Source organism: Wocania ichthyoenteri Th78, assembly GCF_000789235.1.
GTDB classification, from domain to species: domain Bacteria; phylum Bacteroidota; class Bacteroidia; order Flavobacteriales; family Flavobacteriaceae; genus Wocania_A; species Wocania_A ichthyoenteri.
Map to the genome: position 1 here is coordinate 313,366 of NZ_KN525716.1, position 24,483 is coordinate 337,848.

Below are 24,483 nucleotides of genomic sequence, written 5' to 3' on the forward strand. Positions count from 1 at the left end.
TTATCTTTACAGGATAACAGTAACAAAAAACTTACTATATCCTGACTTATTTACGGGATATCGGTAATAAAAGTTACTATATAACGAGTTGGCAAACATTTAAAACAAAAAATATGATAATAAAAATTATTCTTGGAATTGTAATATTAATTGTTCTAATGAATTTATTCCTCAAAGGAAAACGAAAAAAATTCATCAAAACTATAAAAACAGGAATATTAGGTACTAACTTGACAGAAATTAAAAATCAACTCAAAAAATACGAGAATATTTCTGACATTATTAATATAGAAAACAAAAAATACTTAATTGTAAAAACTCTTCAAATGAGAACATTTAAAGTATTTGAATTTGAAAATGATATTTGTACTGGTTTTTACATTAAAAGTACTGATATGGCTTATTCTTTACCAACTGACTTTAAGTACGATTTAGAATTTGATATTATTGAAGACGATAATTTTTTCACTCAAGGAATTGATACTTCCGAGCCGTTTAAAACGACTATTCCTAAATATTTAACTAACGGTTTATTAATTAGAACAAATAATAGATTTGGTAAATTTTTCAAGTCAATTCCTAGAAATGAAACTAAATATAGACCATTATCGATTTTTATATTAAATAAATCGGAATTAGGATTAAATCAATTTATTAAGACTATTGAAAATGATCTTGCAAAAGAATTAATGGATTTTAATACTGATAAAATGGAAACAAGATTTTACTAAAAAACGATTTGCCAACAACGTATATAATCCATTGCTAGTGAAAGCTTACTTACGAAAATCCTCGCGGATTTTCTATTCGGTTTTTATTTGCTAAATTACGTGCTAAACCACGCAACGTATCATATACAAAACCGTTGTAAGTAATGCCGAAAAAACATTGTGCTTGAATGAAAAACATAGTTCTAATTTCTTGTGTCAGTAAAAAACTGGACAGAAAGGCCACAGCGGAAAAGATTTATACAAGTTCTCTTTTCAAAAAGAATTTGACCTATGCAAAGTCATTAAATCCAAACGGAATTTTTATACTTTCTGCAAAACACGGACTTCTAAAATTGACAGACGAAATCGAACCTTATGACAAAACGCTGAATAAAATGAATGTCAGCGAAAGAAAGGAATGGTCAAAAATGGTTGTTAATCAGCTAAATTCTGTAGCGGATTTGAAAAATGACCAGTTCACTTTTTTAGCAGGAGACAAATACCGAAAGTACTTGTTGCCAGAATTAGAACACATAAAAATTCCAATGCAAGGATTAAAAATTGGAGAACAACTTCAATGGCTTACTAAACAAAACAAATAATGAGCAAAATTTGTAACGAAATACACGAAATTTTTAATGAATTAAAAGAACACTCATTTCCTTTCAACAATAAAGAAATACCGAAAAATGGAATTTATATTCTGTTTGAAAAGGGAGAGAAATTTAATGGACTGAAAAGAATTGTAAGAATTGGAACTCATACAGGAGATAACCAACTTCAATCAAGATTAAAACAACATTTTGTTAAAGAAAATAAAGACCGTAGTATTTTTAGGAAAAATATTGGTAGAGCAATACTGAATTTAGAAAATGACAGTTTTTTAGAGCAATGGGAATTAGATTTGACAACAAGGGCTAATAAAGAAAAATATTTGGAGCAAATAGACTTTGAAAGACAACAAAGAATTGAGAAAAAGGTAACTGAATATATTCAAAACAATTTTTCATTTGCAGTTTTTGAGGTTTTGGAAAAAGAACAAAGGTTAAGGATTGAGTCAAGAATAATTTCTACAGTTTCAAATTGCACGAATTGTAAACCGAGTAAAAATTGGTTAGGATTATCCTCACCAAAGCAGAAAATAAAAGATAGTGGATTATGGTTAGTAAATGAATTATGGAAACAATCTTTATCAGAAAATGAACTGACCGAATTAAAAGAAATAGTAAAAAGCACTACTTACAACAATGGCTATAAGTAATTGCTTGTTCTCGCCTACTTCTGAAAATCCTCGCGGATTTTCAGTTTGGTGTGTACTTGCAAAGTTAAGTGCTAACCCGCGCAACTACTCATAGCCGAGACCGTTAGCATACATTACGGAAAACCGCAATATCCATTCAAAATTTTGAAATAGATTTACAGCCATTAGAAACCATCAACAGAATGAAAATAAAACTACTTGCACTTACTTTTGGAATATTAACAATATTAGGTTGTTCAGACGGAGAAACCAAAAAGCAGTTATCTGAATTAAAAACTGAACTTAAACAAACAAAAGCTGAATTGAATAACTGTTCGGCTGAATTGACTGAAATCAAGAATACAGCAGAAAATAGATTTATTCGAGCAAGAAAATTTCTTTCCGAAAATAACTTGAGTGAAGCAAAAATCGAGTTTCAAGGAATTGTAGAAAACTTTAAAGGAACTAATAACGCAAAAACTGCTTCCAAAGAAATTTCTAAAATTGACACTACAGTTAAACAACAAAGAATAGATGCAGAAAGAAAAAAAGCACTTGGTTATAAAATTTTAAAACCTACGACAAGAGTAAAATATGGTGATTTATCATTAAAATTTGACAAAATATGGAAAGGAAAACGTTGGTCTTTTGATGATTATGGTCATAAATATTTTTTGCGAGATGCTGAAAGAGGAAATAGTCACATAATGACAAGAGTTTCTGTAACTTCAGAAAACAATAATCCAACCTTACCACCAATTTTAGTTTACCAAATGAATAACGGTGAATTAAAATATTTGGGGACACAAGGTTATAAATTTAGAAGATGGAAAGATTATGGTTCTTATCTTGGAAACTACGCTGATTATGGAAACGATTTTTCTCACTCAAAAACAATTCCTTTCAATTGTGGAGTTGAATTATCGAATGACGATTTGAAAAGCGGAACAATTTATGTCGTTCTCAAAAAACAAGGATGTTTTAACCGAACTAAATCTGACTATGGGAACCCAGAAATTACTTATAAAGAAAGTTCTTGTAGTCCGAAAAGAATCCTAAAAGTGGCGGATTTTGATAATGATTATATATTACTAAAAAAACTATAAATAACGTATGCTAACAACGTGTATAATTCATTGCTAGTTCTAGCCTACTTGGAAATTCCTTCGGAATTTCCTCTGGTTCGTTTTTGTTTACTAAATTAGTTGCTGAAACACGCAACGAAATCATACACGAACACGTTGGCAGTAATATAAAATATGAACGAAAAAGAAACATTCGAACTTATAACAAACAGAATTTTATCCATTCAAAAAAACAAAGAAAAACCAATTCGAATAGCAATTAACGGAATTGAAGGAACTGGAAAAACTGTTATGGCTGAAAAATTGACTGAATATCTAAATTCAGAAAATATAAAGGCTATACAAGTCTCAATTGATGGATTTCATTTCAACAAAGAAGTACGATATAAACAAGGTCGTGATTCTGCAAAAGGATATTATGAAGATTCATATGACGAAATAGCATTTGTGGAAAAAGTATTAAAATCATCTCAAACTGAATTTCCGAATTATACAATTGCCACACACGATTTAGAAACTGACGAATATTTAAATTTAGAACCAATAGAATTGGAAAAGAACACAGTTTTAGTAACTGATGGAGCATATTTGTTTAAACCAAATTATAGAACCCATTGGGATTTGAAAATTTATCTAAAAACAAGTTTTGAAATTGCAATGAAAAGAGGAATTGAAAGAGATAAAAATTCACTCGGAGGAATTGACTTAACGAAAGAAAAGTACGAAAAGCGTTATCACAAATCTTCGAGAATGTATTTGAACGAAAACGAACCTGAAAAAATTGCTGATATTATAATTGACAACTCTGATTTAATAATTTGAAAATAATTAAAAATACTACTGCCAACACCGTATAAAATTAATTGCTGGTTTTAGCCTATTTACGAAAGTCCTCGCGGACTTTCTATCTGTGATTTATTTGCTAAATTAGGTGCTTAAAACACGCAACTAATCTTATACAACAACGTTGTAAGCAATTATGACCCGTCCTGAATAAAGGCTACATAATTTTAAACATTATGTATAAAAATGACAAAGTAATTAGACGGTATTCAGAACCTTTTAAACTGAAAATTCTTGACGAACTTAGTAAAGGTAAGCACACAAAGAGCGAACTTTGTAAACTCTACTCTATTGCACCTACAACGGTCAATGAGTGGATTAAAAAGTACAATCGTAAAGACTTAATGAACACCAGAGTAAAAGTGGAAACTAAAGACGAAATATCTAGAATTAAAGCACTGCAAAAAGAGATTGAACAGCTTAAAAAACTACTGTATAAAAAGGATCTAGATGCTTTGGTATTAGATTCATATCTGGAAGTTGCTGCTGAAGATCTAGGTTACAAATCTGTTGCTGAGCTAAAAAAAAAGCTAAGCATAAAGCCTTAATCAAAGCTAAACAGAAATCTAAGGGATTTGCTTCTTTAAAAACTATAACTCATTGTTTTGGTCTTAAACGTGATGCGTATTATAAATACAAATCTAGAGCTGATAGGCGTTTAAAACTAGAACAACAGATTATAAACATAGTCAGTAAAAAACGTAAATCCCTTCCTAGAGAAGGCGTGCGTAAACTCAAAAAATCATTAGATAATGAATTTACTAAAGCCAACTTAAAAGTCGGTAGAGACACCCTATTTAACGTTCTTAGAAAACACAATATGCTTACACTTAGAAAGAAAACTAGCGCCAGAACAACAAATTCTTATCATCGTTTTTATAAGTATAATAACATGATAAAGGATATGAAAGTCACTAGATCAAATCAAGTTTGGGTATCTGATATTACATACATCAGAACAGTAAAAGGTTTTTGTTATCTGGCTTTAATTACAGACATGCATTCCAGAAAAATTGTTGGTTATGACCTTAGTGATAGCTTAGAACTTAAAGGATGTGTAAGAGCCCTTAATAAGGCCATTTATCAAGCTAAAAACATTAAACAGCTTGTTCATCATTCGGACAGAGGAATACAGTATTGTAGTAATGTATACACTCAAATACTTAAAAGAAAAAAGATAGGTATTAGTATGACTGAAGAAAATCATTGCTATGAAAACGCAATGGCAGAGCGTGTAAATGGAATCTTAAAAGACGAATTTTATCTCGACCAAACCTTTGATAACGTGACTCACGCTAAAAGAACCGCAAAAAATGCAATTAATTTATACAATGAAATAAGATTACATTTATCTTTAGACTATAAAACACCTAATATGGTATACAAATTATCAGCCTAAATTAAATTTTAACCTGTAGCCATATTTCAGGACAAGACATTTGTCCAAACGAACAAAATTCGAGAAATATTGCAACTTTATGACATTTAATATTAAAGGGATTCTAATTTAAAAAGTGTAACTAATCTTTATGTTTGTGCACTAGTATTATATGAAACTACTAACACAAGAATATAAAGAACAATGGAGCAACTCAAGCAAAGTACTTTTTAGATTAGTGTTCACTTACTTTGTTCTTTACATTATACTAGCTATTATAAGTCCATTATTTGAAACACTTTACAGGTGGATTGGCAAGGTTGTATTTGGAATAAATTACGAATATGAAGTTAGCGGAAATGGAAGCGGAGACCACACATTTGCTTATCTAACTTTATTTGTAAATGCAGTTTTAACCTTTATAATATTTATTTTTTGGAACATTCTAGACAGAAAACGTAAAAGTTACAATAAACTACTTTACTGGTTTTTGGTATTTCTTCGCATTGTCATAGTAGCTGCAATGCTTCTTTACGGATCTGTAAAAGTCTTTAAACTTCAATTTCCATCAGCTTCTTTGACACATTTGCTTGACCCTTTAGGCGATTTTTCGCCAATGGGATTAGCCTGGACATATATGGGATTTTCAAAAGGGTTTAACGTATTCGTAGGTTTATTAGAAGTGCTTGGTGGTGTGCTTTTAATTCCTAGACGTACACAAACACTTGGCTCATTTATAGTAATTGGTGTAATGACTCAGGTAGCAGTAATGAATTTCTGTTATGATATTCCTGTCAAATTATTTTCAGTCCATTTAGTCTTAATGGCTTTAGTAATTTTTATAACTGACAACAGGTTTTTAAATGTATTCATAAAAAATAAAGCTGTAGAAAAATACAATTTTTATCATCCTATTAAAAACGCCAAATATCATAAAGTTATATTTTGGATTAAAACTATTGGCTTAACTATTCTTATTAGTTTTATCTCTTTCAACTTTTATACAACAGAAAGTCATCGAGATAATAACAGAAAAAAACCACTACTTTATGGAATTTGGGAGGCTACGCATTTTATTAAAAATGGAGACACAGTACAACCCTTGATTACTGATGATTTTAGATGGCGTTATCTAATAGTTGATTTAAAAGACGAAGCAACTGTAAAAACAATGGATGATGTAAAATACCAATATAAATTTATAGTAGATTCAACCTCTAAAAAAATTATGTTTCATAAGCAAGGTTTGGAATCTGAAGATTATAATTTTGACTATACAAATCCAAATTCAGAATTTCTTGAACTCGATGGAATTATGGAATCTGATACATTACATATCATATTTTCGAGAAAAGACCACGAAAAATTTAATTTGAACTCTCGTGGTTTTAATTGGATTAATGAACGTCCTTACAACAGATAAAAATATGTATAACGACAATATTCAGAGCGGAATAAATAACTAGCTGAATAAAAACGTGTTACAACAAGCGGGTATAACAAATAAAAAAGAGTAAATCCTTATATAAAAACTCAGAACTTTCAACCACATTGAACAACGCACAAAATCTTTTTTATTAATTTAAAACTTTATGTGTCTGGTTCAAGTAAGCCATTCGAATTTACATGTTAGGAATTTTAGCCCTTCTACTATGCTCAAGATAAACACATTCTTTTTTAAGAGAAAAATTACAACTTTGTTTTTGAACTAAAATTTAACAGATAGCCACGTCCTTCGTCCTCGGCATAATGTTTAAAAAAAAATCCAGTTACATTTCACTACGCTAAATGATTTGCTGGATTTTTTAATATCATAAAAATTAGAATGCTTTAACTATTAACTACTAACCTAAAACCTTCACCATGAATATTAAGGATTTCTACCTTATCGTCTAGTTTTAAATACTTACGCAGTTTAGCAATGTAAACATCCATACTACGCGAGGTAAAGTAATTATCGTCGCGCCAAATTTTTGTTAGTGCTAATTCCCGTGGCATTAAATCATTTTCATGTAAGGCTAACAAACGTAATAATTCGTTTTCTTTTGGCGATAATTTTATAGAATCTCCTCCATTATAACGTAAAAAACGTAGTTTAGAGTTTAAATCGAAACCTCCAATTTTAAATTCAAATTGTTTACTATCAGAAATAGTTTCGGTAGCCTTACGTTGCATTATGGCTTTAATTTTCATTAAAAGCACTTCGCTATCAAAAGGTTTATTTAAATAGTCGTCTGCTCCTACTTTATAACCTTTTAAAACATCTTCTTTCATCGCTTTTGCAGTTAAGAATACAATAGGGACATCGGTATTTTTTTCGCGGATTTCTTTAGCTAATGTAAAGCCATCTTTATAAGGCATCATAACATCAAGAATGCATAAATCGAAATCGTCTTTTTTAAACTTCTCAAATCCTTCCATACCGTTTTTGGCATGAATAACATCATAATCATTCATTATTAAATAATCCTTAAGAACCGTTCCGAAGTTAGGATCGTCTTCAACTAGTAAAATTCTCTTTTTTTGCTCTTCCATGTTTATGTTATTATAGGTAGCTTTATTATAAATGTGCTTCCTTTACCTTTTTCACTTTCAACCGTTACATGACCTTGGTGGTCATCTACTATACGTTTTACATAAGCTAAGCCCAATCCGTGGCCTTTAACGTTATGTATGTTTCCTGTGTGTTCTCTATAAAATTTTTCGAACACTCTTTTTAAGGCAGCTTTACTCATTCCGCTACCATAATCTTTTATTTTTAATAAAATATTGGTTCCAATATTTTCTGTAAAAACTTCAATTTTTAATGCATCTGGAGAATACTTAATGGCATTATCTAATACATTTACTATAACATTGGTTAAGTGCATTTCGCTTGCTAAAACAGATGATTTCTCTGCATTAAAATACGTTTCAATTGTTCCGTTTCTATCTTCAATTAAAAGTTGTACGTGCGTTATAGCATCTTCTACTAAGTCGTGCAACTCTACTCTATCCTTACTAATATTAAGTTCGTTTTTTTCTAGTTTAGATATCCTTAAAACGTTTTCAACTTGTGCATGCATACGTTTATTTTCTTCTTTTATCATATTAAGATAACGTATAACTTTTTCTTTATCATTTATAATTTTAGGGTTCTTTATAGAGTCTAAAGCTAAATTAATAGTCGCTATGGGCGTTTTAAACTCATGCGTCATATTATTAATAAAATCTGTTTTAATTTCAGATATTTTACGCTGTTTTACTAATTGATATAAAGCACTTGAATAAGCTAATATGATAATAGATGTAAATATTATAGACAACAAAATCATACCCATTATAGATGATAAAATAAACTTTTTATCATCTGGAAAATTAACTAATAGTTTATAACTGCTTTGGTTGTTTTCGTCATAAAAAATAGGCACGCTAAACGTTGATGTTTCGTCTCTTTCAAATTCATCACTATGAACTTTTGTTGCTAAACCATTACTGTATATAGCGAATTCGTAACCAATATCAATAGCTTCTGTTTTAAGTTTATCTGATAATAAGCCTTCAATCTCTTCCTTTGATACGCGCTTATGTACAGGTATTGTTTTTCTAGCAGCTTTAAAATTTTTATCAAAATAATTTTTCTCAGCTTCTTTTAAGCGACCACTATTAATGATATTTAAGATTGGGCTTTTGGAAATATCTTTATCTGAAAACTCGGTTTCATTATAAACTTCAATTCTTGAGCTACCAATAATATTCTTAATATTAATACTATCTAAACCAATGTCAAAGAGCGATGAAGACAATTTATAGTTCTCTTCTAAAACTCCACTTCTATAAATAAGTGTTTCTTTTGTATTATTATTTTGTTGATAGATAAATAGTTGAGAAACTGCTGCCGAATCACTTCTTTTCTCTTTATCTAACTTTTGATATTTTTCAAAATATGAGTCTAGCTCATTCTTCTCTATCTTATTAGAAACTGCATATAATGCATCTGTAACACTAGATTTAAAACGCTTTTCTTCGTTATCTACAGAATCCTTTATATAATAAGCTTGTACGAATATAATACCTATTAGAGATAAACTCATTAAAAGTACCAATAGGATGAATATTCTTTTGCTCATCATTCAAAATTAACATTTTAACATTTAGCGAGCTTACCATTTAACCTTACATTAACAAAAATGTTAAAATTTACAGGTTAACTCCATTTTTTAAGATTTGTTTATGTATTTCTGCAACTTGCTTTTTAGTATTTTCTAGTGTAGTATTATTAATAACAAAATCAGATAGTTTTATTTTATCGTCATCACTCCACTGATTCTTCATGATGGCTTTAATTTTTCGTTTTGTTGTTTGGTCGCGTTTAAGTAAACGCTCAAACCGTAATTCTATTGGCGCAGTAACTGTAATTACGTAATCGCAGTATTTATGTCCACCATTTTCAAATAGGATAGCCACCTCTTTTATAACATATAGTGTTGTTTGCTTTAGCATCCATTTTTTAAAATGTTTAGCAACTCTAGGATGAATAATAGCGTTCATTTTCTTTAAATAACTACTATCATTAAAAATAATATCAGCTACAAAAGGCTTGTTCAATGCGCCATCGACATAAGCTTCATCACCAAAAAGCTGAATAAGTTTTCGCTTAATAATTTTAGACTTCAACATCAACTTTTTAGCTTCTTCATCAGCAATATAAACAGGCACTCCTAAAGCCAGAAACTCTTTAGCCACTGTAGTTTTACCACTTCCTATACCTCCTGTAAGTCCAACTATTGTCATTCTACTATAATAAATTCAATGTGTTGCTGATTAATTTTTACATGTTTCACAGTTGCAGGAGATTTTACTAATTCTGGCAACAAAAAAGATTGATTACTAGTGGTTTTACTGAAATCGCATTCTACCCTAAAATCTTTCGCGCTAATTGTTTTAAAATTATTCAAACTCGTATAATAAGTAACATTAACAAATTTTGGAAAATATTTTAATGTCTTGTTATTAGGGATGTTTTTTATACTTACTGGTACTTTTAATCTGCCTTCTGTAAACTTTTCAACGGTTGCAGTTAGATTTACCGTTTTATTAGAAAATTTTAAATCTTTACTGTTTTTTGGCAAGTTTAACTGAATTACTTTTTTTATATCAGATTTAACATCGGTTATTTCAATAAATTCTGTTTCAATACGATTTATTTGAGACGCTAAAACATTTGGACCTATAACTTCTATAGAATCTGGTGTAATATCATAAGGTTCTGCAATATCAAACCCTTGGGTATACTTTATATCAGCATTTAAAATTACAGGTACTTTTTTAACCAAATTAACGTCAAACCTAAACACTAATGTGTCTGGAGAAATATTTAACAACTCTACTTGCTTACCAAATTGGGTGCTAGCTAATAAGTATGCTTTAGATTTACTCCAAACAAATGTTGAATCTATTTTATCGACATCTTTAACAAAATCTATCGAAATTTTTGGCTTATTAAAATAATACGTTAGCCACTTAAACCCGTGGGTTTTAAGCGTTATATTTAAAATAGCATTCGAATCGTTTAGAATTATATTCTCTTGCGGCACATTAATTTTATTAATATTAAAAGTAACAGTATTAGTGTATTCTTTTGATAATTTTGTGAAGATTAAAATGATAAACGCAAAAAACAGAAACAAAAAAAAGACATTTATCTTTTTGTTTTTAATTGAAGTAACAATATCTGATTTTAACTTTTTTATCATTTTGATTTAAAAAATAATTGTGGAAAAAACGTCTCTGGATTCTTTTTTAAAACGCTAATTGCAAAGGTCGATTTTAAAAACCCATACCCATATCCAAAAAACTGAACACAAATAGCAATTAAAGATAATACTGAAACAATAATACTCCTAGTTGCTATTAAAGCTGTTAAAAACGCAATTACAAAATACAACATATAGGCTGTTATTCCCCATTTTATATTAAGAAAAAGTAACGCAGCAGCAATTAAAAATCCAATACAAAAAACCGTTGGAAACCAATACGTGATTTTTTTAGTTGAAGGATGCCATACATTTAAAATAGGACGAACCAATCCGAATTTATGAACTTGCTTATAAAATTTATGCCAAGAAATACGACGTTTATGATACACAAAAGCTTCTGGTATTAATCTGGTTTTAAACCCTAAATGCCATAATCTTATTGATAAATCTGGGTCTTCTCCTGGGTGAATACGTCCAAAACCTTTTGAAGTTATAAATGCCTCTTTTGAAACCCCCATATTGAAGCTACGCGGTTGAAATGTGTCGACGCTGTTTTTATTACCTCGAATACCTCCCGTTGTTATAACCGAAGTCATTGAAAAATTAATAGCTTTTTGAAGGTTTGTAAACGAATCGTGCGCCGCATCTGGACCACCAAAACAATCTACGTAATTTGCTGTTAAGCTTTTTTCGACTGCATTCAAATAATTATTTGGTAAAATACAATCGGAATCTAAAATGATAAAATAATTGCCTTTAGCATGCTGCATTCCAAAATTTCGCGAATCTCCAGGTCCGGAATTTTCTTTAAAGAAATAAGAAATATTAAGTTTCTTTTTGTACGTTTCAACAACAGCTTTTGATGCTATAGTTGAGCCGTCTTCAACAATTACTATTTCATATTCAGTACTAGTATCTAAACCAACAAAACTTTGTAAAAGCTCTTCTATTTCGTCGGGGCGATTATAAACAGGAATGATGAATGAGAACTGTAATTGCATAACACAAATGTAATTAATCCTATTACAATAATTAGTAAACTTACGGCAGCTTTTAGGTTAATCACTACTTTTGGCGGATAAGTGCAGGAGCGATAGAAGCCCTTCGACTGCGCTCAGGATAAATTTATAGCTTTTGTAAAACTTCCATTTAAGGTTTTACAAAACTAGTAACGGATAGCGCGGTCTTTAAATAGTTCTAAACTACCTAACAACCAGTGGCTGTTCTCCTTTTAATTTCAAATTTAAAAACCCGCCCAAAAAACATAAAAAGAAGCCATCTAAAAAGGAAACTCAATGTGACAAAGAGGTATAAAGATTTTTTAGACAGCCTCGAATTATTAGTATAAAATATTATTCTTTAGTAAAAGTTTCCATAACGGCATCGCTAACGCCCATGTTGCTGAAACCGCCATCGTTGTAAAGGTTTTGCAAGGTAACGCGCTTGGTTAAATCGCTGAATAACGATACAGTGTAGTTTGCGCAATCTAAAGCCGTGGCGTTACCAAGTGGCGACATTTTATCGGCGTAGGCTATAAACCCGTCGAACCCTTTTACACCGCTACCAGCCGTTGTTGGCGTTGGCGACTGCGAAATGGTATTAACACGTACTTTTTTATCGCGACCAAAAAAGTAGCCAAAACTACGTGCTACACTTTCTAAATAGGCTTTATTATCTGCCATATCGTTGTAATCTGGGAACACGCGTTGCGCAGCCATATAAGTTAAAGCCACGATACTTCCCCATTCGTTCATAGCATCGGCTTTGTAAAGGGTTTGCATGACTTTATGAAAAGACATTGCCGAAACATCGGTTCCTTTTTGAGTCCATGCATAGTTTTGATCTGTGTAATGTTTTCCTTTTCTAACGTTGATTGACATACCAATAGAGTGTAAAACAAAATCGATTTTACCACCAAGAATTTCCATGGATTGCTCTACTAAATTTTGTAAATCCTCTTCTGAAGTGGCATCGGCTGGAATAATTTGAGAGCCTGTTTTTTCGGCTAACTCGTTAATTTGCCCCATTCGCATCGCCACTGGCGCGTTGGTTAACACAAATTGTCCACCTTCTTCATGAACGCGTTCTGCTGTTTTCCAAGCAATTGAATTTGCATCTAATGCACCGAAAATGATTCCTTTTTTTCCTTTTAATAAATTGTATGACATATTTCTGTTTATATGTTGATTTGTTTATAAAAATACTGAACTTTTAGCTTTTTTAATTAAGTAATTCTTTAGCATGTGCGATTGCTGATGATGACATTTCTACACCACCTAACATTTGAGCAATTTCAACAATACGCTCATCATGATTTAGCCTTACTAAATTGGTTTGCGTAACCTCGTTAACATCTTCTTTAAAAACTTTAAAATGCGAATGTCCTTTGGCTGCAATTTGTGGTAAATGTGTAATAGAAAACACTTGCATGGTTTTGCTCATTTGCAACATAATATCGCCCATTTTGTTTGATATTTCGCCAGAAACCCCTGTGTCAATCTCATCAAACATAATGGTTGGTAATTGAATATAATTTGATAGCACCGATTTTATAGCGAGCATAATTCTTGATAATTCTCCACCTGAAGCAGCCTTTTTTAGTTCGTTAAAGCTCCCCCCTTTATTTGCTAAAAATAGAAACGACAATTCATCTTGTCCGCTTGCAAAGAATTGCTCACAGAATAAAATCTCAATTTTAAATTGCGCATTAGGCATACCTAAATTTACCAAAATCGTTTCTAATTGTTCTTTTAATTGCGGAACAACTTCTGAACGTTTTTTGCTTATTTTTCTTGAAATAATTTTAAGCTGGTTTGTTTTAGTTTCAATTTCAGATTGTTTTTTAGCTATAGTCTTATCTAAACTTTCTGTAACTGCAACTTTATCATCTAATTCGTTTTTAATTTTGATTAATTCTGAAACATCGCTAGCAATATGTTTCTGCATTAAATTATGCAAGATTTTTAATTTTGAATCAACTTCTTCTAGCCTACTCGGATCTGCTTCCAAACCATCTTGTAACACATCAATTTCGTTAAAAACATCGTCTAAATCTATTAAACTACTATTAACCCTATTGAATAAATCTTCATATTTTGAAGAGAATGCTGCAATATTTTTAAGATTGTTTTTTATGGTGGTAAGCGAGGTTAAAATCCCTATTTGTTCGTCACTTAATAATTGGTAGGACACTGAGAGTTTTTCCTTTATGCCTTCAATATTATTTAAGGTTTCATATTCTTCCTCAAGCGCTTGTTGCTCACCTTCTATTAAATTCGCTTCAACCAATTCATTTAATAAAAAGGTGTTATAATCGTGTTCTTTAATAGCTTCATCTTGAAAATTGAGCAACTCTTGCAATTCCTTTTGTAATTTTTTATAAGCTTTTAACTCTAAAGCATAACTCTGTAACAACTCATTATTATTTGCCAAAGCATCAATAACCTGAAACTGAAAATCGTTACTTATTAATTGTAGGGTTTGATGTTGCGAATGAATATCGATTAATCGTTCGCCTAATAGCTGTAAACTATTCAGATTTACAGGAGAATCATTGACAAATGCTCTCGATTTTCCAGAAGGCAAGATTTCTCGTCGGATAATAGTTTGAGCTTCATAATCGAAATCTTCAGCTTCAAAAAGCGTCTTTAAATTATAATTTGACACATCGAAAACCGCTTCAATAACACACTTTTGAGTGGTGTCTTTTAAACTACTTAAATCTGCTCGTTTACCTAAAATCAAAGATAATCCACCTAATAAAATAGATTTACCAGCACCAGTTTCTCCAGTAATAATAGATAATCCGTTATTGAAATCGACTTGAAGATTATCAATTAAAGCGTAATTTTTTATTGAAAGTGAGGTTAGCATGTTTTTAGTATACAGTGTTCAGTCGCAGTATTCAGTAAAGTGTATACTACTAATATAAACTATTAAAACTTAATATTTCGCCATTTACTTGACTGTGTAGGTGCTATTTTTTGAAGCGTTTCTTTAAGATTAGAAATATCTACATTTGGGCCATCTGAGAAAATTTGAGCAATTTCGTCGGCTTTGGCATCAAAAAAAGTACGCAATAAGAAAGAATTTGGTCTGCGACTATTCATAGCTTTAAATTTTATTAAAGCATCGGCAATTTCCTCTTTTCCACCTTTCGCATCATCACTCATAATATCTAAACCTTCAATATGGTAACTATACATAACAGCTCTGTACTCTTTAAAAGTTGGAGACAGCACATTATCTATTAATGCAAACCTGCTTTGTAAACCATCTTCAACCTTCCAACCTTTAAAATTTTCTTGCTGAGAATAATTGGTAATGGTTTGCGCTTGTGCATAATACGAATCGCCTCCTTTTTCTGAAAAAGAATCTGCATCTAAAGCTAAAACCATATAAATATGAAATGCTAATACCGATATTAAATTAGATTCGAATTGATTAGGATTAAACGTTAAGTTCTGAAATTCTAAATATCTGAATGTGAAATCCTTATCGTTAAAACTGTAAATTGGTGTGCTGTAAGAAGACCCAAAAACTGGACGAGATGATTGTACTTGTAAAGTACCTTGAAATGCTTCGCCGCTGAAATCGGTAATACTAATAACCATACTGCAATTAATCCGCTCTTGATTGGCAAAACTTTTGTTAGTCCATTTTGTGTTATTAACAAACTCGTTTAATTGTTTTTCAAGGGTTTTAAAAATTTGTAAATTCTCATTACCTGTTTGCAAAGCGTTAACAACAACGTTGCAATTTAACTCCTGCGAAAAACCTTTAATACCAAGACATACTAATAAAATTATCACAATACTACGCATCAATTTGTTTTATAATTTCGGTTAATAAATCTTTAGCAACATCGGCTTTAGATTTTAATTGATATTTGGTTATCGTTTCGTTTTCGTCAATAAATGTTACTTTATTAGTTTCTGTTTTAAAACCAGCACCTTTATCGTTTAACGAATTTAAAACAATTAAATTTAAATTCTTTCTTTTTAGTTTTCCAATTGCATTTTCAAGCTCATTGTTAGTTTCTAATGCAAAGCCAACCAAATATTGCTGCTTTTTAATTTGCCCTAAAGACTCTAAAATATCATTTGTTTTTTCTAACTCTAAAGTTAACGTTGATGACTTCTTTTTTATTTTCTGAGATGCAATTTCTTTAGGTTTAAAATCGGCAACTGCTGCAGCTAATATAGCTACATCTACATCTGCAAAATATTTGTGGGCTTCGTTATACATATCCTGTGCACTTACAACAGGGAGTATATTTATTAACGAATGATTTATCTTTTGGTGTGTTGGACCTGTAATTAAAATAACTTCGGCACCAAGATTCGCTGATGTTTTAGCAATTTCGAACCCCATTTTACCACTTGAATGATTGCCAATAAAGCGAACAGGATCAATAGCTTCGTAAGTTGGTCCTGCAGTAATTAATACTTTTTTTCCGCGAAGCGGCAATTTATTTAAAATATCGTTTTCTATAAATGTAATAATATCTTCAGGTTCTGCCATGCGCCCTTCTCCAACTAAACCGCTTGCTAATTCACCACTAGTTGCAGGAATCATAATATTTCCAAAGTCTTCTAGTTTTTCAAAAGATTTTAATGTTGATGGATGCTTATACATATCTAAATCCATTGCTGGTGCAAAATACACAGGACATTTTGCTGATAGGTAAGTTGCTAAAAGTAAATTATCGCAAACACCATTAGCCATTTTAGATAAGGTATTCGCCGTAGCTGGAGCAATTATAAATATATCTGCCCAAAGTCCCAAATCGACATGGTTATTCCAAACTGCATTATCATCTTCTTCATTAGTAAAAGAGGAATATACTGGGTGTTTTGAAAGTGTTGATAAGGTTAAAGGTGTAATAAAATCTTTAGCAGATGGCGTCATTACAACCTTTACGTTTGCGCCAGATTTTACAAATAATCTTACTAGTGAAGCTGTTTTATAAGCGGCAATACCACCACTAATTCCTAATAGTATGTTCTTGCCGCTTAGAATACTCATAAAGATTTTATTCCTGAGAATCTTCCTCAGTATTTCTATGGTAAATTTTATCTGTTAACCATTCCTGAACTGCTAAAGCATGTGGTTTTGGTAACTTTTCATAAAATTTAGAAACCTCGATTTGCTCTTTATTTTCAAAAATTTCTTCAAGACTATCATTGTAAGTAGCAAATTCTTCTAACTTATCAATAAGCTCTTTTTTAATTTCTGAATTAATTTGTTCAGCGCGTCTTGCAATTATAGAAATTGATTCGTAAATGTTCTCTGTTGGCTCATCTATTTGATTTCTATCGTAAGTTACAGTATTAACTGGAGCATTGGTTTTCTTTAAGTCCATTGACATAATTATTTAACTTTTAGTGCTGTAATTTTTTAATGATTCATCCATCTCTAAAGCCATACTATCTATAGTTTCAATATGTTGTGAGTTTGGATATTTCTTTTTAAACGCCTCGTAATAGGCTTTAGCTGTTTTTAATCTATCTTGTTTTTTATACTCTACACTATTAATAGCTAATTTATAAGCAGAATCTAATCTGTAATATAAAGCATCTTCTCGTAATGTAGACCCTGGAAAATCGAAGATAAAATTGTCGAACGATTTAATAGCAGCCTCAAGTTCTGTAGACGTGTAGGCTATTTTATTATACTGCTTTGCTATTTCAAAGGCTTTCTTTTCTAATTTATAATCTAACTCTTTAACTAACGTATTAGCTTCAGTACTATACTCAGAATCAGGATATAAGTTAATAAAAGCTTGTAGTTTCTCGATAGCTTCAATTGTTTCCTTTTGATCTTTAGAATATACAGGCGATAACATGTAGTAACTTTTTGCACTTAAAAACGATGCTTCTTCTACTTTTTCGCTTTTAGGATAACTCGACGCAAAACGTTCAAACTGATAACCAGCTACATAATAATCTTTTGTTTTGTAAAACGTGTTAGAGTACAAGTACATAAGCTTTTCAGCTTGTGGCTTCCCTCTATAGTTTGGTACAATTTGCGCAAAAAGCTTATTAGCTTTAGAGTATTTCCCTTCGTTATACAAAGCCTCTCCCATTTTAAATTTAGGAGCTATCTCTTCGTTTTTTAAAACTTTTTGATACTCGCTACAAGCGCTAAAAAGGGTTAGTGTAATTATAATATAAAAAAACTTTTTCATTTGATGTCGTTCATTGCTTTTTAAAAGACAAATGTAATTCGCATATAAAACATCTTGCTTGGTCTCAAGATTTTAATTATGCTCATTTCATAGATTTTAAAACAGGATGCAAAATTAAGTTATTATTATGGATTTTAAAAATATAATTTCTCTGCTAAAATAAATGTTGAATTACAGTAACTGTAAGGTTTAAGTAATATTTAACATTACTTAAATACTTTTAGAAATACAGCAATTTTTTCTTTTAACTGATTTGAAGCTGGAACTAAGGGTAATCTAACAGTATCTTGACATAAATTTAAGGCTTCAAAAACCGCTTTTATTCCTGCTGGATTATTCTCTTCAAAAATATGATTAATAACATCCATTAATTTAAAATGAATAGTATAAGCAGCTTTAGCTTCACCTTTTAATCCTAAACGAATCATCTCAGAAAATGCTTTAGGGAATGCTTGCCCAATAACCGAAATTACTCCCGAACCACCTGCTAAAACAATACTTAGAGCTAAATCGTCATCACCAGAAATCACTAAAAAATCTTCTGGTTTATTTTTTAATAATTGTAAATATTGCGAAACATTATTTCCTGCTTCTTTAACGGCTATAATATTTTTAAAATCTTTAGCTAATCTTAAAGTAGTTTCTGGTTCCATGTTTTTTGAAGTACGCCCAGGAACGTTGTATAAAATAATGTCTATTGGACATGCTTCAGACACAGCTTTAAAATGCTGGTAAACACCTTCTTGCGTTGGTTTACTGTAATACGGAGATACCGATAAAATGGCATCTATATTACGCAAGTCTGTTTCTTTTATTTCTTCAATAACTGATGCCGTATTATTACCACCAATTCCTAAAACCATTGGCAAACGACCATTATTAGCTTTAGAAATGGTTTTAATTACAGCTTGCTTTTCCTCCTTAGTAATAGTTACACTTTCGCCAGTTGTACCACAAATTACAAGGTAGTCTGTACCATTTTCTATATTGAAATTAACAATATTTGCCAAGGCCTCGTGGTCTACACTTAAGTCAGATTTAAATGGTGTAACCAATGCAACTCCTGTACCTAAAAACTTACTGCTCATTTTTTAATTTTATTTAATATGGTTAAGTATTTATGCAGTTCTGCTTTAAACACATCGAATTCTTTTAAACTTGTTTTTATTATTAAATCATTTAATCGGGCATCGGTTTGCAAAATGCCAATTTTAAACTGTGCCTTAGATTTTGCCGTAAGTAACTTTAATTCTAAAACATCATTAGCATAATAACTAATTAAAGCATCAAACTTTGTGCTTAAAAACGACTGCAATTCAATATTTTTAATAGTACCTTTCCAACCAAAGTCCTTGGGGTTAAAACAATCATCCCATGTACTTAGATTCTCTTTTTTGCTAGCTGAATACGCAATAATTTTCAGCCTATTAGGGCGTACATTTATATTATTTGCCAAGACTCTAAATAACTCAAAATCATCAACTTCATCAATATTTAAGATAACGCCTAAACTTTCAATCTTACTATCAGCAACACTTACCTTGTGCTGTGACAACAATTTATTTAGGTGCTTTTTATTAGATTTTTCTTTAAAACCTTTTAAAATCATTTATCTTTATGCTTTCCACAAAGGTAGCAAAAGTACATTCAAAAAATTCGTTTAATATATGAGGTTCACACATTTTATTTTTTTGTTATATATTTTTATTTTTTTTGGATGTAAGCAAGAAAAAATGCATTTAACTAAAGTTGAAGGCAAACAAATACAGATTACAGACAGCCTATCACCTAGCGCTGAAATTGAATCGTATATCAAGCCTTATAGAGATAATATCCAAAAAGATTTAGATAGTGTTTTAGCCTATTCCGTAAATACATATTCTAAAGCTGATGGCGATTTAAACACTGCCATTGGTAATTTTATGGCAGATGCTGTTTACAGTGAATCTAACCCCATTTTTAATAGTAGAACTGGTAAAAATATTGATATGGTTTTACTAAACCATGGAGGTATTCGATCCGTTTTATCAAAAGGGTATGTAACTAAAAGAACTGCTTTTCAATTAATGCCTTTTGAAAACAGTATTGTTGTATTAGCTATGAAAGGTACTCAGATTAATAGTATTGTTGAATATTTAAAAACTAAGAAAAGACCACATCCCATTTCTAAATTAAAACTTGTTCTTGATAAAGATTATAATGTATTTGAAGCTTTGATTAATGGAGAAAAAATAGACAAAAACAAAACGTACTATGTAGCTACTAACGACTACTTATACAATGGCGGGGATAATATGACGTTTTTTAAAACAAACGATAGTTTATATGTTTTAAACTATAAAATAAGGAATGCTTTAATAGATAAATTCAAAAAGTTAGACACAATAAATCCTGTGATTGACGATAGGTTTATACAAATAAAATAATTCAATTAATCCATGAAACGCAGAGATTTTATACAACAAGCCACTGCAGGTACCGCATTAGTATCACTTGGTAGTTTTGGTTTGCAGTCCTTTAGTTTGTCGATAAAAACATCAAAGATTACTATTTTACACACCAACGATGTACATAGCCATATTGATGCTTTTGGACCTGAAGATGGTAGGAATGCGAACAAAGGTGGAGTAGCCAGAAGAGCTAGTTTAATTGAATCTATTAGAAAAGAAAATCCTAATACTTTATTACTAGATGCTGGCGATATTTTTCAAGGCACACCTTACTTTAACTACTATGGAGGTGAGCTTGAATTTAAGTTAATGAGTAAGCTTAAATATGATGCCGCAACGATTGGTAACCATGATTTTGATAATGGTATTGATGGGCTTTATGCACAATTACCACATGCCAAGTTTGAATTTATATCAGCCAATTACGATTTTTCAAATACTATAATGGACACACATGTAAAACCATATAAAACATTCAAAAAAGGACATATTAAAATTGGTGTTTTTGGCTTAGGAATTGAGCTTGATGGATTAGTAGACCCATCTATGTTTAAAGAAACTAAATATTTAGATCCTATTGAAATTTCTCAAGACATGACTAGGATTCTTAAAGAAGAAGAGCAATGCGATTTAATAATTTGTTTGTCGCATTTAGGTTATAATTACAGAAACAGCGAAACAAAAATTGGCGATTTAAACCTTGCGACTGCAACAAAAAACATCGACTTAATTATAGGAGGACATACCCATACCTTTTTAAGAAAACCAACCATTGTAAAAAACTTAGAAAACAAGAATGTGCTAGTAAATCAAGTTGGATGTTACGGTATTAATCTTGGTAAAATTGATTTTTATTTTGATGCTAACCAAAATAAAGCTGCCAATGGCACATCTATAATTGTTTAAGCAAAAATATTATCAGAATTGTAACTATCTTGAGTTTTATTATTGGTAATTGCACTTTTATTTTCCTCTATAACATAATTTAAAAGCAGATAAATACCAATCGCATAAATTACTCTTTCAAGCATTACAAAACTCCAATTATATACATAATATAGGCTAACATAGTTTAGAATTGTAGAAAAAACTAAACACAATGCTACCATTAAAAAAAGGATTGAAGGTTTTGTATCGTTTGCCAAATACTTTCCAAAGGCTAAAAATATTAATAGTATTAAAGAAATATTTTTTACGCCAAATAAAAACACTTCTAAACTATCTGGTACAATGGCTTTTAAAACACCATAAAAAGTGTATAAAAAGTAAGCGTTTATTAAAAAAACCACAATTAAATAAGTACCAACAACTTTATCTATTTCAAAAAACTTAAACTTAGAAATTGCAATACCAATTAAACACATATAACTCAAAAAATAGAAAACACTTGATGCTTTAATGTAAATGAAATTTTCATTAAACGCTAACGAAACATCACCCAAAAATGAAAATAGAAAAAACGAAATAAGAGGAAGACTTAATGCTTTATTCTTTATAAAAAACAAGATTAATAGAGCGGGTATAAATAATGCTTTTGTAGTTTGTAAAAACAATACATCTTCACTGTAAGAGCCTAAAATATTAATAGCAACTAAAAGCAATAATACGCCAAAAAAAACCTTATTAAAGCTAAGTAGGATTGAATCTTTCATGGTATTTTTATAAGTAGGTTGAAAACAAATATAAAAATTAAAATCAATTACAGCGATAAAATCATACTTTTATCGATTATCCTGTTAGTATTTAGTGTTTCAACGATAAAAAAAATGCATTTATAAAAAGTGTTTACATTAAATATATTAATTTTTTATCGTTAAAACCGCAACTATGAAAAAGCATATTCCATTAGTATTAAAGGTTATTGTAGCAATTATTTTGACACAAACCCTTCGTTTTAAATTCACAGCAAATCCTATTAGTGTGTACATTTTTAAAACTGTTGGATTAGAACCTTTGGGGTAGAATTGCCATAGGAATTTTAGAACTTATTGCTGGTGTTTTAATTCTTATTCAAAAAACAGCCTGGATTGGCGCAATTTTAACTACTGGAATTATTGGAGGTGCAATAATGACACATTTAACAAAGCTTGGAATTGAAGTAAATAATGATGGAGGTATTTTGTTTTTTACAGCAATTATTACATTTATACTAGCATCTATAATTCTTTATCTGTACCAAAAAGATATTCCTATAGCTAATAAGAAGATATGATTATTATTTAATTGCTAATTCTTCATCTACTTCATCTTCAAGTTTAGATTGTTGGTACAAGAAGTAAAACGCTAAAAGAAACAAAGAAACTAGCATAAAATTAAGCGCATTTTCGTTAGCAATATATAAATAAGCAACATTAATTACTTCGCTAAAAACTATACATAAAACACCTAGAAACAAGAATAATGATTTTTTATCATCTTTATAAAAATAATTTAAAAGCGAAATTGATAAAACTAAGAGAATCAAAATATTGTATGTAATTTCTAAAAAATATTCCATTGATATTCTTAAAAAAGGAGAAATAATTTTAAATAAAACATAACCCATATACAAACTTAAAAAAGAGAGTACTATTACTTGTGTTTTAAACCTTTTTAAAACCTCTTTAAAATTTATAGATTTATAGATTTCTATCAATAAAAATACATAAGCTAATACAGATAATGTATTACAAAGATAATAGTACGTTTCATAGGCAACTTCATCTTTTATAAATAATATTAATTCGGGAATGGAGTAACATATCAAAAACAGACTAAAAAATAGTGTTTTCTTCTCAACAGAAATAAAATAAAGCAACGCTACAAGGGGTATAATTAATACACTTATTTGTAATGCAACAGAATCGTCTCCAAAAAATTCAAAACCGACAAATAAGATATAAATTAAACTTATAAAACCAATTAAGGCTTTTGAAAAGATCATAAACAATAATTGTAAAAATTACCATACAAACTTAGTGAAAATATCTTATTAAAAGTATCATAATCTAGCAAATAAATGCTCAGTAAATTATTTTAGATTGAAGTTTAAAGTTACCCCTAATTAAGTTACCCCAATTGATAACTAATTAACATTTGTAGATATTTCAATTTCTTCTACTTTTAAATTCTCCAACTTAGACTGTTGGTATAAAAAATAAAATGCTAAAAGAAATAAAGAAACTGAAATAAAATTTAGTGCATTTTGGTGAGCAACATATAAATAAGCAACATTAATTACCTCACTGAAAACAATACATAAAGCTCCGAAAAAGTAGAATAAAGATTTTTTGTTACCTTTATAAAAATAGTTTAAAAGTGATACTGATAATAATAAAAGCATAGTAACATTATATGTAATTTCTATAATGTATTCATTTGTTAATTCCAAATAAGGACTTATGGCTTCTTGTAAAATATATGCTATATAGATGTTTAAACCAGTTAGCACTAAAACATGTATTTTGTAATTTTTTAAGACATGAAAACCACAAACAGACTTACATATTTCAAATAAAAGAAAAGCATAAGACAACATACTTAAAATATTACCTATGTAATAAAAGTATAAATATGGTATAAAATCTATAGCAAAAAATAGCAACTCGGACAAAGCATAAAATATCAAAAACAAACTAAAAAATACAGTTTTTGGTTTTACAGAAACAAAATAAAGCAAACCAATTAAAGGAAATGTTATTGAACTAAAACTTGATGCCATTACCTCATCCCCGCTAAATTGAAAAACAACAAAGAGAATGTAAGCAAATACAATTAAACCAATCAAGACTTTCGACTTGTACATAACAGCAATTTACGATTAAAGTACAAATATATAATTTTTTTACAATTAAGCGATAAAAATTACATT

28 protein-coding genes are annotated in these 24,483 nt (G+C 30.1%); 12 read left to right on the top strand and 16 right to left on the bottom strand.

What is annotated here, in order from left to right:
• The first annotated feature begins 113 nt into the window (after nt 1-113).
• From RG22_RS01480 to RG22_RS01515, 8 genes are all read left to right on the top strand, one after another.
• Entirely contained in the window at nt 114-731 is a 618-nt protein-coding gene (locus RG22_RS01480; protein ID WP_034040238.1) for a hypothetical protein, read from the top strand.
• 167 nt (nt 732-898) lie between these two features.
• Nucleotides 899-1,312 carry a DUF6884 domain-containing protein gene (locus RG22_RS01485; RefSeq protein WP_034040240.1) on the top strand — a complete coding sequence of 138 codons (414 nt, stop codon included), beginning with the start codon at nt 899-901 and terminating at the stop codon, nt 1,310-1,312.
• Nucleotides 1,312-1,971, top strand: coding sequence for a GIY-YIG domain-containing protein (locus RG22_RS01490; RefSeq protein WP_034040242.1), 660 nt, complete (start codon nt 1,312-1,314; stop codon nt 1,969-1,971). The genes RG22_RS01485 and RG22_RS01490 overlap by 1 nt, the downstream gene beginning before the upstream one ends.
• Nucleotides 1,972-2,153: 182 nt before the next feature.
• Complete coding sequence (locus RG22_RS01495; protein WP_034040244.1) at nt 2,154-3,056, top strand: hypothetical protein; 903 nt, start codon at nt 2,154-2,156, stop codon at nt 3,054-3,056.
• Between the two features lie 153 nt (nt 3,057-3,209).
• Nucleotides 3,210-3,857 (top strand): nucleoside/nucleotide kinase family protein, encoded by a 648-nt coding sequence (locus RG22_RS01500; RefSeq protein ID WP_034040245.1) that lies wholly within the window; start codon nt 3,210-3,212, stop codon nt 3,855-3,857.
• 197 nt (nt 3,858-4,054) lie between these two features.
• On the top strand, nt 4,055-4,426 hold the full coding sequence (locus tag RG22_RS01505) for a transposase (protein ID WP_034040247.1): 372 nt from the start codon (nt 4,055-4,057) through the stop codon (nt 4,424-4,426).
• Nucleotides 4,426-5,277 (top strand): IS3 family transposase, encoded by an 852-nt coding sequence (locus RG22_RS01510; protein ID WP_052143586.1) that lies wholly within the window; start codon nt 4,426-4,428, stop codon nt 5,275-5,277. Before RG22_RS01505 ends, RG22_RS01510 begins: the two co-directional genes overlap by 1 nt.
• A 151-nt stretch (nt 5,278-5,428) precedes the next feature.
• Nucleotides 5,429-6,679 carry a hypothetical protein gene (locus RG22_RS01515; RefSeq protein ID WP_034040251.1) on the top strand — a complete coding sequence of 417 codons (1,251 nt, stop codon included), beginning with the start codon at nt 5,429-5,431 and terminating at the stop codon, nt 6,677-6,679.
• A 407-nt stretch (nt 6,680-7,086) separates the two neighbouring features.
• Here RG22_RS01515 and RG22_RS01520 read toward each other — a convergent pair whose 3' ends face one another.
• The 13 genes from RG22_RS01520 to RG22_RS01580 all read right to left on the bottom strand — a co-directional run bounded on the left by RG22_RS01520 (nt 7,087) and on the right by RG22_RS01580 (nt 19,792).
• Nucleotides 7,087-7,791 carry a response regulator transcription factor gene (locus RG22_RS01520; RefSeq protein ID WP_034040255.1) on the bottom strand — a complete coding sequence of 235 codons (705 nt, stop codon included), beginning with the start codon at nt 7,789-7,791 and terminating at the stop codon, nt 7,087-7,089.
• Nucleotides 7,792-7,793: 2 nt separating this feature from the next.
• On the bottom strand, nt 7,794-9,365 hold the full coding sequence (locus tag RG22_RS01525; protein WP_034040258.1) for a sensor histidine kinase: 1,572 nt from the start codon (nt 9,363-9,365) through the stop codon (nt 7,794-7,796).
• A gap of 70 nt (nt 9,366-9,435) precedes the next feature.
• A complete protein-coding gene (gene coaE, locus RG22_RS01530) occupies nt 9,436-10,029 on the bottom strand; it encodes a dephospho-CoA kinase (RefSeq protein ID WP_034040261.1) in 594 nt (197 codons plus the stop codon).
• Nucleotides 10,026-10,991, bottom strand: a complete 966-nt coding sequence (locus RG22_RS01535) for a YbbR-like domain-containing protein (RefSeq protein ID WP_244462100.1) — start codon at nt 10,989-10,991, stop codon at nt 10,026-10,028. Before RG22_RS01535 ends, coaE begins: the two co-directional genes overlap by 4 nt.
• Entirely contained in the window at nt 10,988-11,995 is a 1,008-nt protein-coding gene (locus RG22_RS01540; RefSeq protein WP_034040263.1) for a glycosyltransferase family 2 protein, read from the bottom strand. The genes RG22_RS01535 and RG22_RS01540 overlap by 4 nt, the downstream gene beginning before the upstream one ends.
• 351 nt (nt 11,996-12,346) lie before the next feature.
• Nucleotides 12,347-13,162: an enoyl-ACP reductase FabI gene (locus tag RG22_RS01545; RefSeq protein ID WP_034040264.1), complete on the bottom strand. Its 816-nt coding sequence runs from the start codon at nt 13,160-13,162 to the stop codon at nt 12,347-12,349.
• Between the two features lie 52 nt (nt 13,163-13,214).
• The gene (gene recN, locus RG22_RS01550; protein ID WP_034040266.1) at nt 13,215-14,867 is read right to left on the bottom strand and encodes a DNA repair protein RecN; all 1,653 of its coding nucleotides are present in this window, start codon (nt 14,865-14,867) and stop codon (nt 13,215-13,217) included.
• Between the two features lie 62 nt (nt 14,868-14,929).
• Nucleotides 14,930-15,817: a type IX secretion system protein PorD gene (gene porD / locus RG22_RS01555; RefSeq protein ID WP_034040269.1), complete on the bottom strand. Its 888-nt coding sequence runs from the start codon at nt 15,815-15,817 to the stop codon at nt 14,930-14,932.
• The gene (gene coaBC, locus RG22_RS01560) at nt 15,810-17,021 is read right to left on the bottom strand and encodes a bifunctional phosphopantothenoylcysteine decarboxylase/phosphopantothenate--cysteine ligase CoaBC (RefSeq protein WP_034040271.1); all 1,212 of its coding nucleotides are present in this window, start codon (nt 17,019-17,021) and stop codon (nt 15,810-15,812) included. The genes porD and coaBC overlap by 8 nt, the downstream gene beginning before the upstream one ends.
• 7 nt (nt 17,022-17,028) lie before the next feature.
• The gene (locus tag RG22_RS01565; protein ID WP_034040273.1) at nt 17,029-17,358 is read right to left on the bottom strand and encodes a DNA-directed RNA polymerase subunit omega; all 330 of its coding nucleotides are present in this window, start codon (nt 17,356-17,358) and stop codon (nt 17,029-17,031) included.
• Nucleotides 17,359-17,370: 12 nt separating this feature from the next.
• Nucleotides 17,371-18,183, bottom strand: coding sequence for an outer membrane protein assembly factor BamD (locus RG22_RS01570; RefSeq protein WP_034040275.1), 813 nt, complete (start codon nt 18,181-18,183; stop codon nt 17,371-17,373).
• A 206-nt stretch (nt 18,184-18,389) separates the two neighbouring features.
• On the bottom strand, nt 18,390-19,271 hold the full coding sequence (gene dapA / locus RG22_RS01575; RefSeq protein ID WP_034040277.1) for a 4-hydroxy-tetrahydrodipicolinate synthase: 882 nt from the start codon (nt 19,269-19,271) through the stop codon (nt 18,390-18,392).
• Nucleotides 19,268-19,792: a DUF6913 domain-containing protein gene (locus RG22_RS01580; RefSeq protein ID WP_034040279.1), complete on the bottom strand. Its 525-nt coding sequence runs from the start codon at nt 19,790-19,792 to the stop codon at nt 19,268-19,270. Before RG22_RS01580 ends, dapA begins: the two co-directional genes overlap by 4 nt.
• 124 nt (nt 19,793-19,916) lie before the next feature.
• On the opposite strand from RG22_RS01580, the gene RG22_RS01585 reads away from it, so the two are divergent.
• Together RG22_RS01585 and RG22_RS01590 are read left to right on the top strand one after the other, a co-directional pair.
• Nucleotides 19,917-20,609, top strand: coding sequence for a 5'-nucleotidase C-terminal domain-containing protein (locus RG22_RS01585; RefSeq protein WP_244462101.1), 693 nt, complete (start codon nt 19,917-19,919; stop codon nt 20,607-20,609).
• Between the two features lie 12 nt (nt 20,610-20,621).
• Complete coding sequence (locus RG22_RS01590) at nt 20,622-21,539, top strand: bifunctional metallophosphatase/5'-nucleotidase (RefSeq protein ID WP_034040283.1); 918 nt, start codon at nt 20,622-20,624, stop codon at nt 21,537-21,539.
• Here RG22_RS01590 and RG22_RS01595 read toward each other — a convergent pair.
• Nucleotides 21,536-22,285, bottom strand: coding sequence for a hypothetical protein (locus tag RG22_RS01595; RefSeq protein WP_034040285.1), 750 nt, complete (start codon nt 22,283-22,285; stop codon nt 21,536-21,538). The genes RG22_RS01590 and RG22_RS01595 overlap by 4 nt on opposite strands.
• 175 nt (nt 22,286-22,460) lie before the next feature.
• Here RG22_RS01595 and RG22_RS18185 point away from each other — a divergent pair, with 175 nt between their 5' ends.
• Together RG22_RS18185 and RG22_RS18060 are read left to right on the top strand one after the other, a co-directional pair.
• Nucleotides 22,461-22,595 carry a hypothetical protein gene (locus RG22_RS18185; RefSeq protein WP_262507874.1) on the top strand — a complete coding sequence of 45 codons (135 nt, stop codon included), beginning with the start codon at nt 22,461-22,463 and terminating at the stop codon, nt 22,593-22,595.
• 106 nt (nt 22,596-22,701) lie between these two features.
• Nucleotides 22,702-22,845, top strand: coding sequence for a hypothetical protein (locus tag RG22_RS18060; protein WP_244462102.1), 144 nt, complete (start codon nt 22,702-22,704; stop codon nt 22,843-22,845).
• 3 nt (nt 22,846-22,848) lie between these two features.
• Here RG22_RS18060 and RG22_RS01605 read toward each other — a convergent pair whose 3' ends face one another.
• Nucleotides 22,849-23,556 (bottom strand): hypothetical protein, encoded by a 708-nt coding sequence (locus tag RG22_RS01605; protein ID WP_034040287.1) that lies wholly within the window; start codon nt 23,554-23,556, stop codon nt 22,849-22,851.
• A gap of 141 nt (nt 23,557-23,697) precedes the next feature.
• Nucleotides 23,698-24,417 carry a hypothetical protein gene (locus RG22_RS01610; protein WP_034040289.1) on the bottom strand — a complete coding sequence of 240 codons (720 nt, stop codon included), beginning with the start codon at nt 24,415-24,417 and terminating at the stop codon, nt 23,698-23,700.
• Nucleotides 24,418-24,483: the final 66 nt, after the last annotated feature.